The 16706-nt window shown below is 37.4% G+C and carries 14 protein-coding genes; 12 read left to right on the top strand and 2 right to left on the bottom strand.

The features are described 5' to 3' along the window. The first annotated feature begins 29 nt into the window (after positions 1-29). From J0J33_RS07170 to J0J33_RS07180, 3 genes are all read left to right on the top strand, one after another. On the top strand, positions 30-476 hold the full coding sequence (locus J0J33_RS07170; protein WP_019293476.1) for an SACOL1771 family peroxiredoxin: 447 nt from the start codon (positions 30-32) through the stop codon (positions 474-476). 109 nt (positions 477-585) lie between these two features. Next, on the top strand, positions 586-2847 hold the full coding sequence (gshAB, locus tag J0J33_RS07175) for a bifunctional glutamate--cysteine ligase GshA/glutathione synthetase GshB (protein WP_206889069.1): 2262 nt from the start codon (positions 586-588) through the stop codon (positions 2845-2847). A gap of 201 nt (positions 2848-3048) precedes the next feature. Continuing rightward, a complete protein-coding gene (locus tag J0J33_RS07180; RefSeq protein WP_206889072.1) occupies positions 3049-4206 on the top strand; it encodes an MFS transporter in 1158 nt (385 codons plus the stop codon). A 56-nt stretch (positions 4207-4262) separates the two neighbouring features. Here the strand turns inward: J0J33_RS07180 and J0J33_RS07185 are convergent, their stop codons facing one another. Further along, the gene (locus tag J0J33_RS07185) at positions 4263-4793 is read right to left on the bottom strand and encodes an HdeD family acid-resistance protein (protein ID WP_014024733.1); all 531 of its coding nucleotides are present in this window, start codon (positions 4791-4793) and stop codon (positions 4263-4265) included. A gap of 145 nt (positions 4794-4938) precedes the next feature. Between J0J33_RS07185 and J0J33_RS07190 the strand changes: the two genes are divergently transcribed. The 9 genes from J0J33_RS07190 (at position 4939) to J0J33_RS07230 (ending at position 15106) form a co-directional block, all read left to right on the top strand. Continuing rightward, entirely contained in the window at positions 4939-5379 is a 441-nt protein-coding gene (locus J0J33_RS07190; protein ID WP_019335830.1) for an Rrf2 family transcriptional regulator, read from the top strand. Positions 5380-5467: 88 nt separating this feature from the next. Beyond that, positions 5468-6097, top strand: a complete 630-nt coding sequence (locus J0J33_RS07195; protein WP_019292318.1) for an SDR family oxidoreductase — start codon at positions 5468-5470, stop codon at positions 6095-6097. A 159-nt stretch (positions 6098-6256) separates the two neighbouring features. Beyond that, positions 6257-8860, top strand: a complete 2604-nt coding sequence (gene clpB, locus J0J33_RS07200) for an ATP-dependent chaperone ClpB (protein WP_206889075.1) — start codon at positions 6257-6259, stop codon at positions 8858-8860. A 141-nt stretch (positions 8861-9001) separates the two neighbouring features. Beyond that, on the top strand, positions 9002-9418 hold the full coding sequence (gene ndk, locus J0J33_RS07205; protein WP_019293349.1) for a nucleoside-diphosphate kinase: 417 nt from the start codon (positions 9002-9004) through the stop codon (positions 9416-9418). 109 nt (positions 9419-9527) lie between these two features. Then, positions 9528-10745 (top strand): MFS transporter, encoded by a 1218-nt coding sequence (locus J0J33_RS07210; protein ID WP_019293348.1) that lies wholly within the window; start codon positions 9528-9530, stop codon positions 10743-10745. A gap of 128 nt (positions 10746-10873) precedes the next feature. Continuing rightward, positions 10874-11605, top strand: coding sequence for a bifunctional 2-polyprenyl-6-hydroxyphenol methylase/3-demethylubiquinol 3-O-methyltransferase UbiG (locus J0J33_RS07215; protein WP_206889080.1), 732 nt, complete (start codon positions 10874-10876; stop codon positions 11603-11605). Between the two features lie 112 nt (positions 11606-11717). Continuing rightward, positions 11718-13667 (top strand): sodium:proton antiporter, encoded by a 1950-nt coding sequence (locus J0J33_RS07220; protein ID WP_117517616.1) that lies wholly within the window; start codon positions 11718-11720, stop codon positions 13665-13667. A 129-nt stretch (positions 13668-13796) separates the two neighbouring features. Next, positions 13797-14312, top strand: a complete 516-nt coding sequence (locus tag J0J33_RS07225; protein ID WP_019293345.1) for a hypothetical protein — start codon at positions 13797-13799, stop codon at positions 14310-14312. Positions 14313-14407: 95 nt separating this feature from the next. Then, entirely contained in the window at positions 14408-15106 is a 699-nt protein-coding gene (locus J0J33_RS07230; RefSeq protein WP_206889083.1) for a TIGR00266 family protein, read from the top strand. 35 nt (positions 15107-15141) lie between these two features. Here the strand turns inward: J0J33_RS07230 and J0J33_RS07235 are convergent, their stop codons facing one another. Further along, positions 15142-16698, bottom strand: coding sequence for an Nramp family divalent metal transporter (locus tag J0J33_RS07235; protein WP_019293896.1), 1557 nt, complete (start codon positions 16696-16698; stop codon positions 15142-15144). Positions 16699-16706 lie beyond the last annotated feature (8 nt).

The following is a 16706-nucleotide window of genomic DNA, read 5'->3' on the forward strand; positions in this document are numbered from 1 at the left end:
AACAAAAGAATAGGATAGAGGAGATAAAAATGGCAAAACATATCTTTACATCGCAAATTAATTGGCCCGGCGGACGTAATGCTGTTGGAAAGCTAGAAACAGGCGCTTTGCAAGAGAAAATTTCGATTCCATCTGTGATGGATGGTCCAGGTGTGGGGACGAATCCAGATGAAATGCTCTTGGGCGCTGCAAGTACTTGCTATACGATTACACTAGCAGCTTTACTTGAACGCAATGAGATTGCAGTACTTGATTTTAAGGTTGAATCTGAAGCAACAGTTAGTGTTGAAAAAGGAGTTTTTGCTTATGAAAAAATTGTCCATGACCTTTATTTGAAAATTGATGAAAAAGCAGATTACGACAAGACTTATCGCCTTGCTCAATATGCCGAAACTTCTTGCATGATTTCGAGAGCCGTGCAAGGTAATGTTGCAATCGAAGCTAACATCCATCTAGAAAAGGAAAAAGCAAGTTAAGCAGATATTCCATTTTTATTTTGGTGGAGGGTAAGTACTAACATGATATAATAGCAGTAAAAGTTTCAAAAAATTCAATTCGAGAAAAAATAGAAATCTGGAAATAAAAATGACGATTGCTTATCCTAAAATACTCTCAAGCTCACAAGTAAAACCTTATCTTTTTCAAGCGCGGTTTGGCTTAGAAAGAGAAGGTCACCGTGTGGATTCATCAGGAAACATAAGCGACTTAAACCATCCGGTAGCACTTGGTTCGCGGAGCTTTCATCCTTATCTTCAAACTGACTTTTCAGAAACACAAATGGAAGCCATTACTCCAGTTTTTGAAGAGCCAAAGCAAGCTCTACAATTTATGGAGGCTCTTCATGACGTGATGATTCGCTCTCTTGAACAAGATGAGCTCCTCTGGGCCCAATCCATGCCACCCGCTTTGCCGGAAAATGAATCAAATATCCGTCTTGCCAATCTAGAAAAAAAAGAAGATGTCCTTTACCGTGAAGGATTAGCAGAAAAATATGGCAAAAGAAAGCAAATGGTTTCTGGTATTCACTACAACTTTGAGTTCGGTGAGGATTTGCTAGAAGCCATGTGGAAGCAACAACGAGCGACAGATTTTAAAGCCTTCAAATCTGAAATTTATATGAAGCTCTCCCGACAATATTTGCGCTATATGTGGATTATTACATATTGTTTAGGAGCTTCGCCACGTGCCAATGCTGGATTTTTTACTGATAGAAATGAAAAAATACAGGAACCTGTACGTTCTATTAGAAATTCTAAATTTGGCTATCGGAACACGCCTGATATTTTCGTAAGCTATCAGAGTCTTGAACAGTATTATGATGACTTGCAAACTTACGTCAAAAAGGGTGCACTCTCTGAGATGAAGGAGTTTTATTCTGCTGTTCGTTTACGTGGTGGAAAGCGGGCGGAAGAGTTGCTGGACGTGGGCGTTCAGTATGTCGAGTTTCGCAATTTTGACTTGAATCCTTTTGTGCGAGTCGGGTTGGATGAAGATACTGCTCGATTTATCCACCTTTTTAGCCTTTATCTGATATATAAAGAGGAAGAAGAGACGCCAGATGCTGCTCAAAGATTAGGTTATACAATAAATGATGTTGTAGCTTTAGAAAATCCTTTAGAAAAAACAGCTTATTATAATGAAGGCAAGCTCTTTTTCGATCAGATGCGCAGGTTTGCCCAGAACTTAGACTTTGCCCAAGAAGATTTGGCGCTGATTGATAAGTTTGCTCAAATGCTGGAAAAACCTGAAACCACAATTGCTGGACAGATGGAGCTGGCTTATCGTCAAGACAAAGCTTTTGCTTTGGACTTGTCTCGCAAATACCATCAGCAATCCTATAAACGTCCTTTTCAATTGGCAGGCTTTACTCATCTCGAACTTTCGACGCAAAATTTGCTTTTTGATGCTATTCAAAAAGGCTTAAAAGTTGAAATTTTAGATGCACAAGACCAGATGATTGCTTTAAGTTATAAATCTCATACAGAAATTATCGAAAAAGGGAATATGACTTCGAAAGATTCCATGGTCGCTTATGCCATTATGGAAAATAAAGTGGTCACGAAAAAGCTGCTCGGTCGGGCACATTTAAAAACTCCGCAAGGGCAAGAATTTAGCAATTTAGCAACTGCACAGGCTGCCTTTCCACTTTTCGAATCGGCCGCAATTGTTGTCAAGCCTAAATCAACGAATTATGGCATAGGAATTTCTATCTTTAAAAAACCAGCGACACAAGAACAGTTTTATAAAGCTCTAGAAATTGCGTTCCGAGAAGATAAAGAAGTTCTTGTTGAACGATTTGTTTCTGGTACCGAATACCGTTTCTTTGTGCTGGATGGCAAGACAAGGGCAGTCCTTCGCCGGGATGCCGCACATGTTATTGGTGATGGAGTATCCACGATCAGCCAACTGGTCGCACAGAAAAATGAGAATCCTCTACGTGGCCACGATCATCGTTTTCCCTTGGAAAAAATCCAGATTACTGCCACCGAAAAACTTATGCTGGACGTCCAAGATTATACGGAACAGAGTATCCCTGAAAAAGACGTAAAGGTAAACCTCCGAGAAAATTCTAATGTATCGACAGGTGGAGACTCTATCGATGTCACGGATGAGATGCCTGAAATCTATAAGAACATTGCTGAAAAAGCTGCTGAAGCTTTGCAAGTCAAGATTACTGGAGTGGATATATTGATTGAAAATCTCAATGATAGCTTGGGTGAAAAGTACAGCATTATTGAAGCTAACTTTAATCCTGCTATGCTTTTCCATCTCTATCCGTTGAAAGGGAAAGGTCGTCGGGTAACTATGGATGTTTTGCAATTCCTCTTTCCGGAAATTTTTGCCTAATAAATAAAATTCCTCTACCTATGAGGGATTTTATTTATTGTACGGTATTTATGAACATTTGATATGAAAAAATTGATAATAAATTTATACTTTTTTATTTTTGTGCAGAATATGATAGAATAGACTTAACAAATAGAATAGGATAAAAAGGCGGTTTCAAATTTTTGAATCTGTCTTTTTATCGGGTATTGGGGTATAGTTATGAAAAACAAACAATGGATGATTAACCTAGCAATTTCAAACTTATTGCTTGTGTTCTTAGGTGTAGGTCTCGTTATTCCTGTTTTGCCACAACTGAAAGAGCAAATGCATTTTTCAGGAACAACAATGGGAATGATGATTTCGATTTTTGCTATTGCCCAATTGATTGCTTCTCCGATCGCTGGGCATTTATCGGATAAGGTTGGACGAAAAAAGCTCATTGCTTTGGGTATGATTATTTTCGCCTTTTCTGAACTTTTATTTGGTTTAGCACAAGTTAAAGCTCTTTTTTACGTGTCTCGCGCTTTGGGAGGCATTGCAGCAGCTTTATTGATGCCTTCTGTTACAGCATATGTAGCAGATTTGACAACATTAGGCGAACGTGCCAAAGCCATGGGTAAAGTTTCAGCAGCAATCAGTGGAGGTTTTATCATTGGTCCTGGTGTCGGAGGATTTTTAGCGACTTTTGGTATAAGGGTTCCTTTTTTTGTGGCTGCACTATTAGCCTTTATCGGATTTATTTTGAGTATGACTGTGTTAAAAGAGCCAGAAAAAACAATGGATATTAATCCTGACACACCAAAAGCATCTTTCTTGGATATCCTCAAAAATCCAATGTTCACATCGCTTTTTGTCGTTATTTTAATTTCTTCGTTTGGTCTGCAAGCCTTCGAATCAATTTATAGCATCATGGCGACAATCAATTTTGGCTTTACTACAAGTGAAATTGCTTTAGTAATTACAGTAAGTGGTATTATCGCCCTTTTCTTCCAACTCTTCCTGTTCGACTGGATTGTTGGAAAGATTGGTGAAATGCATTTGATTCATTTGACCTTCTTTGCAAGTGCGCTCTTTATTGCTATTATTGCTTTCACAGGTAATCGCATCACTGTTGCTATTTCTACATTTGTTGTCTTCCTCGCCTTTGATTTATTTAGACCGGCAGTAACAACTTACTTGTCAAAACACGCAGGAGACCAACAAGGAGCAATCAATGGATTGAATTCAACCTTTACAAGTTTTGGCAATATTTTAGGTCCATTGGCTGCAGGAGTAATGTTTGATATCAATCATTTCTTCCCTTACTATATCTCGGCGATTATCTTGTTTGGTACCGGTGTATTGTCAATGCTTATGAACCGTAAATCGAAAAAATGAAAAATTAAAAAAGAGTTCTTTAAGAAGAACCCTTTTTTATTTGGCATTCGCAAAGATTACCAAGTAAAGTAGCGAATCAATTTGAAAATACCTAAGATAAGAACAACAACACCAAGAAGTGTCCAAAGTGCCATTGCACCCCATAAAGGTGTGAGCAAGAGCATGAAGCCCGCAACGACACTGAGAAGTCCTGAAAGAATTGTCCAAGGTTTAGATGGAGAATATGGAACAAACCCAAAGGAAACAAAGCCTTCAGTAATCCATGTGAAACCAACTAAAATACCAATGATGATAAACAAGGTAGCTGTTGCAGCTGCCAAGTTAATTAAAGAGAAAATCCCCGCAACCAAGTAAACCGTACCTAAAAGAAGATGTCCAAAGCGTGACCACGGATTTTCATTCATCAAGGCAAAGATAGAAACAAGATAAGAAACTCCAATTAAAATGAAGGAAATCCCAATCAAAACAGTTCCAACTTGTGCTGTACGTCCTGGCCAAAATAAAATGAGTAATCCAATAAGTGTGGAAATAAGACCATTAATTCCGACGTTGTTACGTAATTTTTTCGAAAAGTTTTCAGAAAACATATTTATACCCCTTTCTTTTCTGATAATTTAATTATAACTTATTTTGGAGAGAAGTGCCCATAATATATTTGCCTAGTTATTATAATTGACATTCTGAAAAAGGACATTTATACTTAAGGTAAAATGAGAGTCGAAGGAGAAAAAAATGCAAATATCAAGTCGCTTTACGATTGCACTTCATATTTTTGCCTGTATCCATACCTTTGAGGGAGAACATAAGATTACTAGTGATTTTTTAGCTACAAGTATTAATGTAAATCCCGTGATTATTCGAAGAGTATTACAGCAACTGAAAGCTAACGAATTAGTGCATGTTGTGCGCGGGAGCGGTGGAGCTGCAATCGCTAAACCAATTGAAGACATTAGTTTATTCGATATTTATAGTGCGGTTGAAGTCATTAATAAAAATGGCTTATTCCATTTTCACGAACATCCCAGCCCTGACTGTTCTGTCGGGAAAAATATCCATCAAGTACTGGATGATAAACTTGATTTAATTCAAAAAGCGATGGAAGACCAAATGAAGGCGATGAGTTTACAAGAAGTAATTACTGATATTGATCATTATGTGGCGATAAATCCTTAAGAAACCAAATCGTTGACATTTAATAAAAGCTTATGTAGAATTAGTTGTAACAAAAAATATTACAACAAAAAAGACATGGAGGTCTAATATGAAATTAGCAGTAGTAGCAGCAAATGGCAAAGCCGGTCGTCTTATTGTACAAGAAGCGGTAGACAGAGGCTTGGATGTAACAGCAATTGTTCGGGGCGAAAACAAAACAGTAGCTCCGTCTTCTATCGAGAAAGATTTGTTTGATTTAACTAAAGAAGACATCAAGGATTTTGATGTTATTATTGATGCTTTTGGAACATGGGCAGAAGATAGCTTGGAGCAACATACTACTTCAATCCAACATCTTGCTGATCTTGTTGAAGGTACGGACAAGCGCTTGTTGATTGTTGGTGGTGCCGGAAGTCTTTACCTTAATCCAGAACATGATTTAGCACTTTATCAATCAGAAGGTTTCCCAGACGCTTTCAAACCTTTGGCAACAGCTATGTCTGATTCATTAACTGCGTTGAGAAAACGTCAGGATGTGAAATGGACTTATGTAAGCCCTGCTGCAGATTTCCAAGCAGATGGTGAAAAAACTGGAGATTATGTTGTTGCGGGAGAAGAGTTTACGGTTAATGACAAAGGCGAAAGTGTGATTAGTTATGCAGACTATGCGAAAGCGATGATTAATATTGCACTGGAAGGAAATTATGTCGGACAACGTATCAGCGTTTTTCAAAAATAGTAAAAATAAGAGGGATTTTCTTGAGAAAATCTCTCTTATTTTTATATGTAAATTTATGAGCAAATAGTTTGACCTTTACTGACTAAAAGAGTATAATTAAGAGGTAGTAAGAAAAATGAGAAAAATACTACATTACTATGAAATGAATCGAGGTGCATTATGGACATCGAAAAAATGACAACAAGTATGCAAAAATCGCTTTATGAAGCGCAACAAATTGCGCAGACTCGCCATCATCAAGCGATTGAAATTCCACATTTATGGCGAATATTTGTGCAACCGAACAGTTTTGCCTTTAATTTTTACAAAGATTCAGAAATTAACATTGAAGAATTTACAAGAATTATTGAAAAAGAAATAGACAAGATTTCTTCTGTTGAAGGTAGCAATATTACCTATGGTCAAAATATTAGCGCAGATCTCTTTAATCTGTTCAATGCAGCAGATAAGATTGCCAAAGATATGGGTGATGAATATCTCTCAACTGAAATTGTACTCTTGGCCCTTTTTGAGTTAAAGAAAAATCCTTTAACAGAATATCTGGTTAGCCATGGAATGAATAAAGAAAAAACGAAATTAGCAATTGAAAACCTACGAGGAGGTGATAAAGTGACAAACCAAAATGCTGAAGATACATATAAAGCACTTGAAAAATACGGCGTCGACCTTGTTGCTCAAGTGAAATCAGGAAAACAAGATCCTGTAATCGGACGTGATGAAGAAATTCGTGATATTATTCGTGTCTTATCACGTAAAACAAAAAATAACCCGGTTCTAATTGGTGAACCTGGTGTAGGTAAAACAGCCATTGTTGAAGGACTTGCGCAACGTATTGTCCGTAAAGATGTACCTGAAAATCTAAAAGATAAAACAGTATTCTCTTTGGATATGGGGGCACTTATTGCAGGTGCTAAATATCGTGGTGAGTTTGAAGAACGTCTGAAAGCAGTACTGAATGAAGTTAAAAAGTCTGACGGACAAATTATTCTCTTTATTGATGAGTTACACACGATCGTCGGTGCTGGTAAGACTGAAGGTTCAATGGATGCTGGTAATCTTTTGAAACCGATGCTTGCACGTGGTGAATTGCATTTAATTGGTGCAACAACTTTGGACGAGTACCGTAAATATATGGAAACAGACAAAGCTTTGGAACGTCGTTTCCAAAAAGTTCTAGTTACTGAACCAACAGTTGAAGATACTATTTCCATTCTGCGTGGTTTGAAAGAACGTTTTGAAATTCACCACGGTGTAACAATCCACGATAACGCATTGGTTGCAGCAGCAACACTTTCTGATCGTTATATTACAGACCGTTTCTTGCCAGATAAAGCGATTGACTTAGTCGATGAAGCCAGCGCAACAATTCGTGTTGAAATGAATTCTCTGCCAACAGAACTCGACCAAGCAAACCGCCGCTTGATGCAGTTGGAAATTGAAGAAGCAGCGCTCAAAAAAGAACGTGATGATGCTTCGAAGAAACGTTTAAATATCATTCGTGAAGAAATTGCAGAACTTCGTGAAGAAAACAATCAACTTAAAGCCCAATGGGAAGCTGAAAAGAAAGAAGTGGGCAATATTTCTGATAAACGGAATGAACTGGAACGTGCACGCCATGAATTAGAAGAAGCACAAAATGAAGGTGACTTTGAAAAAGCAGCGGCCTTACGTTACGGTAAAATTCCAGAAATTGAACAATCACTGAAAGAGCTTGAAAGCAAAGCAAAATCAGATGATCTCAGTCTTGTTCAAGAATCTGTCACTGAAGAACAAATTGCGGAAGTTGTAGGCCGTATGACAGGTATTCCTGTGACAAAACTGGTGGAAGGTGAACGTGAAAAACTCCTTCATTTACCAGAAACTCTTCATCAACGTGTAGTAGGGCAAGATGAGGCAGTTGAAGCTGTGTCTGATGCTATTATTCGTGCTCGAGCAGGAATTCAAGACCCTAATCGTCCTTTAGGTTCCTTCCTTTTCTTAGGACCTACAGGTGTTGGTAAGACAGAGTTAGCTAAAGCCTTGGCCGAAAATTTATTTGACTCCGAAGAACACATGGTTCGTATTGACATGAGTGAATATATGGAAAAACACAGTGTATCCCGTCTTGTCGGAGCTCCTCCAGGATATGTTGGTTATGATGAAGGTGGTCAACTGACTGAAGCTGTGCGCCGTAACCCATATACAATTATTTTGTTGGACGAAATTGAAAAAGCACATCCAGATGTCTTCAATATCTTGTTGCAAGTCTTGGATGATGGTCGTTTGACGGATTCAAAAGGCGTTTTGGTCGACTTCAAGAATACTGTTTTGATTATGACATCAAATGTCGGATCACAATATTTGCTAGACAATGTTGATGATCAAGGTGAAATATCTGAAGAAACAACTGAAGAAGTGATGAAACAATTGCGGATGCACTTCAAACCAGAATTCCTTAACCGTATTGATGATACTATTCTCTTCAAACCATTGTCATTGAATAATATTAAAAATATTATTGTGAAGATGACCGGTCAATTGACACAACGTCTTGAAGAAATGTCTGTTGAACTAGAACTTAGTGAAGAAGTCAAAGCATGGATTGCAGAAAATGCTTATGAACCAGCTTATGGTGCACGTCCATTAAAACGTTACTTGACAAAAGTTATTGAAAATCCACTTGCTAAATTAATTATTGCAGGTAAAATTCCACCAAAAACTAAAGTTCTTGTTAAACTTGTCGACAATAAAATTGACTTTGATATCTTACCCATCGAAGAATAATTGAAGAAAAAGAGAAAAGCCCGGGTTATCTCGGGCTTTTTGTATATAAAAATAGTGTTTTGTCGAAATTTACAGATAATTCTTGACAACTTATAGCTTTTAGATGTAAAATATAAACACGATATATAGGAGGAGTCAATCATGGAAAAAACTTTCTTTATTATTAAACCTGACGGCGTTCAACGTGGTCTTGTAGGTGAAATATTGAAACGAATCGAGCAGCGTGGTTTTCAGCTAGAAAAACTAGAGCGACGTTCTGCTCCAAATGGAGACTTGATTGACAAGCATTACGAAGCATTAGTTGATAAAGATTTTTATCCAAATATTCGTAGTTATATGACTTCTGGACCAGTAGTTGTTGGTGTGATATCTGGTGTAGAAGCTATTTCTTGCTGGCGCACAATGATGGGGACAACTAATCCTAGTCAAGCTCAACCAGGGACTATTCGTGGAGATTTTGCTCAATCACCTGAAAAAGGTAAAGCCATTAAAAATATTGTCCATGGATCAGACTCACCGGAATCTGCAGAGCGAGAAATAGCACTCTGGTTTTCATAAACAGAAATAAAGTCAAGGATAAAGGCTTTCCATGGAAGTTTGAGCGACAAAGCTCCAAACATTAAAGGAAAGTCTTTTTTTGTTTGCTATTTTATTCAAGGAGAAGAATATGAAAGAATTTTGGGGACTTCATCCGACCATTAAAATTAGGTTAGTGATGAATTTTTTAGGAGCACTATGCTTTAGTACAGTTGGTGGCTCCATGACAATTTACTATAATAAATATATGGGTGCTGGTATCACAGGACTCTTGCTTATTGTGAGCTCTATTATGGTTTTTTTGGTTGGCCTTTATGCGGGACATTTGACAGATTTAAAAGGTCGTCGGCCTGTCATGCTTTTTTCAACTGCAGTAACTGCAGTTGGAGCAGCACTGGCAACTTTTTCTAACTCGGGATTTTACTTCAACCCTTGGACAACTTTTTTCGGATTTTTAATCGTGAATTTTGGTTTTGGGTTTTTTAATACAGCCAGCCAAGCGATGATTGTTGATTTAACAACAAGTGAAAACCGGAGAACAGTCTACAGTATTCAATACTGGATTATCAATTTTGCTATTATGATTGGTTCGGGACTTTCTGGTTGGTTTTTCCGTGATTATTTGGTCTGGCTTTTGCTGGTGATCACTATTGAAGAAATTTTGAGTTTTGTCGTTGTCTTGTTTTGGATTGATGAGTCTTTTGACCCGCATCAAGAACATCAAAAGAAAGCACCAAATATTATAAAAGCTTATTTCTTTGTGGCTAAAGACAGCATCTTTATGTCTTATTTATTTGCTTCGGTTTTTATTGCGATGATTTTTAATCAAATTGATTACTATTTGCCAGTACATCTAAGTGACAGTTTCTCAACAACACGAATTTTAGGGTTGGAACTTTATGGTCAACGGATGTTGACACTTTTCCTATTGATCAATACCTTGATTATCGTACTCTTTATGAGTAAAATGAATCAACTTACTAAAAATTGGTCGCGGAGCACAGGGATTACATTAGGAATTTTTCTCCAAGGTTTAGGTTTTATTATTGCCTTTTTAGGTCATAATTTAAGCTGGGAAGTTACAGCAGCAGTAGTTGCTACTTTGGGCGAAATGATTCTTGTACCTTTCTCTCAAGCTTTGAGAGCCGACCTGATGGAAGGTGATCATGTTGGGACTTATACGGGCGCCTTTTCAGTGACTCAGCCAGTCGCTTCCGTACTCTCAGGTGTTTTGGTTTCGCTGTCAGCACTCTATGGGAATATTGGCATGGCTATATTTATGGGAATAATTATCCTTTTAAGTATCCTTCCCTCACTGCGGGCTATTCGAATGCATGAAGCCTCATAGAATTTTAAAAAGGTCCATGATATAATAAAAAACAAAGGAGTAAAAATAATGTCAGAAGGAATTATTGCTCAAAAAATTGTTTCTACCCATGTAAACGTATAAATAAAATTTACATGGGAGAATAACAAATGAAAGAAAACAAATATAATAATCAAGAATTTTTTTCAAAATATGCTCAAATGGAGCGTTCAAAATCAGGGTTAGAAGCTGCCGGAGAATGGTCAGAGCTACGAAATATTTTACCTGATTTTCACAACAAAAAAGTTTTGGACCTTGGCTGTGGATATGGTTGGCACTGCAAATATGCTGTTGAAAATGGAGCATCTTATGTCTTAGGCACAGATATTTCGAGTAAAATGCTGGAAAGAGCGACAAGTAAAAACTCAGATGAGAAAATAACTTATCAATGTATCGCTATGGAGGACTTATGTCTTGAACTGGATTCTTTTGATGTGGTTCTGAGCTCATTAGCCTTACATTACATTGAAGATTTGCCCATGCTTTTTTCCAACATATACATGTGCTTAACTACGGGCGGTCAGTTTGTGTTTTCGGTAGAACATCCTCTTTTTACTGCATCTGGCCTGCAAGATTGGATTTATGATGCAAAAGGAAAAAAAGAGTACTTTCCTGTAGACAATTATTTCTACGAGGGAAAACGTAAGGTGTCCTTCTTAGGAGAAGAAGTAACTAAATATCATCGAACTTTAACCACATATCTCAACACATTGCTACAACTTGGCTTTGAACTTCAACATGTGATTGAACCTCAGCCACCTGAACAAATGCTTGTATTTGAAGAAATGCATGATGAGCTGAGACGCCCGATGATGTTGATTGTTTCTGCAAGGAAAAAATAAAGAAAAGCTAGGAATAATTATTCCTAGCTTTTAATTTTCACACAGGAGGATTGTTTGTATGACGGAGTATGTGATATACTAAAAAAATAGAAAAAATTAGAAAAGGTGTTTTATGTCAGCCGTTAGTTTCATAGCTGTAATGTTGATTGGGGTCATTGCGGCAAATGTAATCAAAGAATTTTTCCCAAAAATATCTGAAACCTTTATTTTGATCGGAGTAGGAATTCTTCTGAGTTTCTTACCAGAGTTTAGGCATTTTGAGTTGGAGCCAGAGTTTTTCATGATGTTAATTATTGCACCTTTAATGTTTAATGAAGGCAGTAAAACATCTTTGAAAGAAGTTAGAAAAAATTTCAGAGGAATATTCTTTCTCTCCATTACTTTAGCTGTTGTAACTGTACTCTTTGTTGCAGCATTGACCACAAATATTATGGGCAGCTGGATTTTCCCCTTGGCAATTTGTTTTGCTGCAATTGTTACGCCAACAGACTCTGTTGCTGTTAAATCTATTATTGCGGATAAAAAAATGCCACAAGGCGTAAATGAAGCTGTCGAGTTTGAATCTCTTTTCAATGATGCATCAGGTTTGGTCCTCTTAAGTTTGGGGCTTTCGGTGCTGGAAAGTGGTCATTTTAGTATTTGGAGAGGACTTGGCCAGTTTGCTTTTGTTTCCATTGGGGGAATACTTATTGGATTAATTGTCGGGACTTTCTTAGTTCGTATTCGCATTGCGATTAATCTTCGGGCAACAAATCCAGAAGCGACGATTATTCCGATTTCTATTTTAACGCCTTTTGCTCTTTATTTGCTTGCTGAGCATTTTGGCACCTCTGGAGTACTTGCAGTTGTTGCTGCAGGATTAATTCATAATTTTGAAGGCGATATGCTTAAACTTACGTCGACCAATGTTCAACTCACCAATAATACCATCTGGGAAATACTGAGTGGGATTCTCAACAATTTTGTCTTTATTTTATTAGGAGTAAGTCTCTTTGGTATTTGGGATATCTTTAAATCCTTAGGCTTAGAAGAAGCTGTTATACTCTTCTTTATCAGTGCTTTGGTTTACGTGCTGATGTTATTTATACGAAAATTCTGGACTAATCAAAGAGGTAATCGTTCTATCGAACATTTCTTCTCAAACGATAAGAAAGAGCGCGGTAAAGACTCCACTATTTTTGCTCTATCAGGAGCACACGGAACAATGACATTGGCAATGGCCTTCTCTTTACCTCTGAATACTGCTATCTTGAGCACTGAGAATAGAGAGATTATTATTAGTATGGCAACGATTGTCATTTTGCTCAGCCTTATCGTGCCTACATTTATCTTGCCTAAACTCTTGTCACCAATGAAAGCTGCAAGTTCAGACGACATTGATAGTGTTCGAAATGATATGGTTGACTATGCTATTTTACATATGATGCAAGTGATAGAGGACAGTAAGGTGCGCAGTAGCTTAACAAAGCAATTGCAATCACAAAAAGGTTTGCAAATTCCTGATCATAATAAGAGTAGTCGACTCTTAGAAAACATTGTGACCTGGCAAGAAGCATTTTTGGATAGTTCAGATATTCAAGAAAATTTTTCAGCGAAAGCTATTGACTACTTCAGAATTTACTTGGAGAATAGCAGCAAGCGCGCCATGAGTAAAAAAATTAGAAGAATGTTTTCGAGAAGAAGTCGATTACGTGGAGCTGATCAAAGTGAGATGCAAGAATTCATAGCCGTAAGAAATGAACTTGGGCATTTAGAGGATGTTCTTTATGAGGCCACAATGGAAAAATTAAATCGTCTTGAAAGAGAACGATTTGAGAAGAAGGTTACTGATTTCAGCGACATTGAAGAAGTGAAGCGAGTCTTCGAAAATAGACATTACCGTATGCGAAATGAAATTCAAGAAGAAACAATCGTGCCTAACGAACTACTTATTGAAGCTTTCCAACTTGAATATCAGTATGTACTGGATCAGGTGAAATCGGAAACTATCTCAAAAGAAACAAGCAACAAACTCTTTAAAGAAATCAATAACGCGCAAGTTTTACAACTACAAAATCAATAAAAAGCCTTAAGGCTTTTTTATAATAACTTTCGCTTAAGAAAAGTACTGTAAAATAAAAATAATAATTAAATTTAAAATGTCTTTGTGACAGACGGCCGTTTATAAGTTGCTCACAGATAAGGGGAGATTATGGTTTCAAGAAGATCAAAAAGAAATAAAAAAGGAATTTTGAGAAGATTAATTGGTTTTCTTGTTGGGCTTATTATCGTGCTTGCGCTTTTTGTGGGAGGTCTTGTTTTGCTTGGGCGTTATGCAATTGCCAATAATACGGATAATCTTCTGTCGAAAGTTATTCCCTATTCAGAAAGTTTGACTGATGCTTCAGGAAATATTGCTCCAGCCAGTCCAGAAGCGATTGTCTCAACACTGAATCAAAATGCCAGCAATATTGTGAGTCGTTCGCAAGGTTTTATTGATTCAGCCCAAGCCACAACAGATGGACAGACAGTAAAATATACAGTAAGTTCCTCTAAAATGAACGGCTTCCTATCTCACAGCATCTTAGCAACAAATGGTGATCAGATAGAAAAAGTTGCCGATAAAGTTTTAGAATCAATGAAAGCTTCTGGGGTAAATCATCCTCAACTTGTTGTGAATCTTACCGATGATCAAGGCAAAACAATTCAAACTATTGATTATAGATAAAGAGAGTAAAAAGTTTCTTGACCTGAGCAAGAGGCTTTTTACTCTCTTTAATTTTATGTTATAATTAGAAAAAATGAGAAAGTAGGCCCAAATTTATGGAATATCAATTGAGCTCAACATCAGCTTTTCCACTTGTACATGTTACCCTGCAAGATAAGGAAGAAATTCAGATTGAGTCAGGAGCAATGGTTTACCACAACCCTTCAGTTACGCTTGAAGGTAAGATGAATAGCAATGGGAGAGGTGGTATTGGTGGCGCCTTGAAAGCTCTTGGGCGCTCAATAACAAGTGGTGAAAGTTTCTTTATCACTAAAGTCAAATCAAGCAGTGCTAATGGTCAAATCACTTTGGCGCCAGCTACTCCGGGTGCTGTGAAAGAACTTAATATTGGTCAAGAACAATGGCGTTTGAATACAGGGGCCTTCCTTGCAAGTGATGGGGATGTTCACTATACGATGGAACGACAAAAACTAAGTGGAGCTCTTCTTGGTGGAACTGGTGGTCTGTATGTTATGGAAACACAAGGAAATGGCCGTATGTTAGTTAATGGCTATGGTGATATTGTCGAAATTGAATTAGATGGTACAGAAGAATATATCGTGGACAATCATCACGTCCTTGCATGGAGCAAAACGCTTGATTATTCAATCGAAGTCGCTTCTGGAACTTTTGGTTTTAAAACTGGTGAAGGGCTTGTCAACAAATTTAAAGGTCGTGGTAAAATCATGATTCAAAGCCGTAATATGGAGGCTTTTGCTGAGTCAATCATCCCTTTCTTACCAAGTAATGGTTAAATAAAAAAAAGCTATCGGTGATAGCTTTTTTTTATTTATGAATCTGATAGTTTTTGATTAAGCAGTGAGAGTTTTCTATTGCCTCGGTAAAGTTCAAATATAGTCCAAATGAGTAAAGCAATTACTAAAACAATAAGTAGAATTGCGGTTCCATCTGCAAGATAGGCAAGATTCTTAGGAAATAGACTTTCAATTTGGTCTGGTAGACCAATAAGATTAAGGTAAGTCAACGCAATGACAGAGAACCAACCAAAGAGTTGAACAATCCAATTGTTTTTAAATTTACCCATTTCATTTTTACTATTTGTAAGCATTAGAAGAGGAATAATGGAGAAGGGCAGTGCAAATGCAAGAAAGACTTGCGAATTATTCATGAGATTGTTAATGGCTTCATGCTGTGCTTTTAGACTGTAGCCACGTGTCATCGTAACACAAATCAAGACAGGAACGACAGATAGTAAGCGCGTGATTAGACGACGCGCCCACATTGGCATCCGCATATGGATAAATCCTTCCATTATGATTTGTCCTGTTAAAGTCCCCGTGATTGTCGAATTTTGCCCAGAAGCCAGTAAAGCTACGGCAAATAAGGTAGATAAAGCACCTGTCTTAGCAACATCCGCAAGTACACCATTACTTAATAAATCTGGTGTCGAAAGGGCATCGTAAAGGCCAAAAAATGAAGGGTCGTCAATGACACCTGTCTTAAATACAGCAACACCCATAATGAGCAATAGCGAATTAACAACAAAAGCTAAACTCAATTGGATATTAGAATCCCAAGTTGAAAAACGAACAGCTCGAGCGATATCTTTATCGTCATCATGGTCAATTTTACGACTTTGTGAAATTGAAGAATGGAGATAGAGATTATGTGGCATTACAGTTGCCCCAATGATACCAAGAGCTCCTGTTAAAGGTGTCATTCCTGCAATAGAAGGGGAAGTAGCAAAGGTCCGTGTATTTGGAATAAAACCTTCAACAATTCCTTTCCAATCGGGATTAGACAAAGCAACTTGATAGGTGAAAATAAATAAAATCACTAATATTAGACACACAACAAGAGCTTCAATCTTTCTAAAACCTACTTTTGTGAGGAGCAAGAGTAAAAAGACATCAAAAACCGTAATGAAGACCGCTAGAATAAGCGGAATATCGAAAAGTAAATACAGTGCGATTGCTGCACCAATAACTTCTGCAATGTCTGTTGCCATAATCGCAAGCTCTGTAAGTATCCATAGGATGATTCCTAAAGTTTTGCTGGTACGTGCACGGATAGCTTGGGCGAGGTCCATCTGGCTAACAATCCCAAGTTTTGCTGACATGTACTGAAGGAGCATAGCAATTAGGCTTGACATCAAAATGACAGAGATCAATAAATATTGAAAATTTTGTCCACCTGTGATTGAGGTTGACCAGTTTCCCGGATCCATGTAACCCACAGCCACTAAAGCTCCAGGTCCTGAATATGCAAGAAGTGTCCTAAAAAACTTACCATCTTTTGGAACTTTTACTGTGCCGTTAATCTCTTGGAGAGACTTTCCGTTTGTATGATAAATCAACTTATGTGGTTGATTTTTAAAATCATTCATTTTTACCT

The sequence above is a fragment of the Lactococcus sp. LG1267 genome, from assembly GCF_017309545.1.
Classification (GTDB): Bacteria; Bacillota; Bacilli; order Lactobacillales; family Streptococcaceae; genus Lactococcus; species Lactococcus petauri.

Excerpts from the sequence above, each read along its gene's own strand:
- J0J33_RS07170 (WP_019293476.1), top strand. The coding sequence starts at position 30 with ATGGCAAAACATATCTTTACATCGCAAATTAATTGGCCCGGCGGACGT.
- gshAB (WP_206889069.1), top strand. The coding sequence starts at position 586 with ATGACGATTGCTTATCCTAAAATACTCTCAAGCTCACAAGTAAAACCT.
- J0J33_RS07180 (WP_206889072.1), top strand. The coding sequence starts at position 3,049 with ATGAAAAACAAACAATGGATGATTAACCTAGCAATTTCAAACTTATTG.
- J0J33_RS07185 (WP_014024733.1), bottom strand. The coding sequence starts at position 4,793 with ATGTTTTCTGAAAACTTTTCGAAAAAATTACGTAACAACGTCGGAATT.
- J0J33_RS07190 (WP_019335830.1), top strand. The coding sequence starts at position 4,939 with ATGCAAATATCAAGTCGCTTTACGATTGCACTTCATATTTTTGCCTGT.
- J0J33_RS07195 (WP_019292318.1), top strand. The coding sequence starts at position 5,468 with ATGAAATTAGCAGTAGTAGCAGCAAATGGCAAAGCCGGTCGTCTTATT.
- clpB (WP_206889075.1), top strand. The coding sequence starts at position 6,257 with ATGGACATCGAAAAAATGACAACAAGTATGCAAAAATCGCTTTATGAA.
- ndk (WP_019293349.1), top strand. The coding sequence starts at position 9,002 with ATGGAAAAAACTTTCTTTATTATTAAACCTGACGGCGTTCAACGTGGT.
- J0J33_RS07210 (WP_019293348.1), top strand. The coding sequence starts at position 9,528 with ATGAAAGAATTTTGGGGACTTCATCCGACCATTAAAATTAGGTTAGTG.
- J0J33_RS07215 (WP_206889080.1), top strand. The coding sequence starts at position 10,874 with ATGAAAGAAAACAAATATAATAATCAAGAATTTTTTTCAAAATATGCT.
- J0J33_RS07220 (WP_117517616.1), top strand. The coding sequence starts at position 11,718 with ATGTCAGCCGTTAGTTTCATAGCTGTAATGTTGATTGGGGTCATTGCG.
- J0J33_RS07225 (WP_019293345.1), top strand. The coding sequence starts at position 13,797 with ATGGTTTCAAGAAGATCAAAAAGAAATAAAAAAGGAATTTTGAGAAGA.
- J0J33_RS07230 (WP_206889083.1), top strand. The coding sequence starts at position 14,408 with ATGGAATATCAATTGAGCTCAACATCAGCTTTTCCACTTGTACATGTT.
- J0J33_RS07235 (WP_019293896.1), bottom strand. The coding sequence starts at position 16,698 with ATGAATGATTTTAAAAATCAACCACATAAGTTGATTTATCATACAAAC.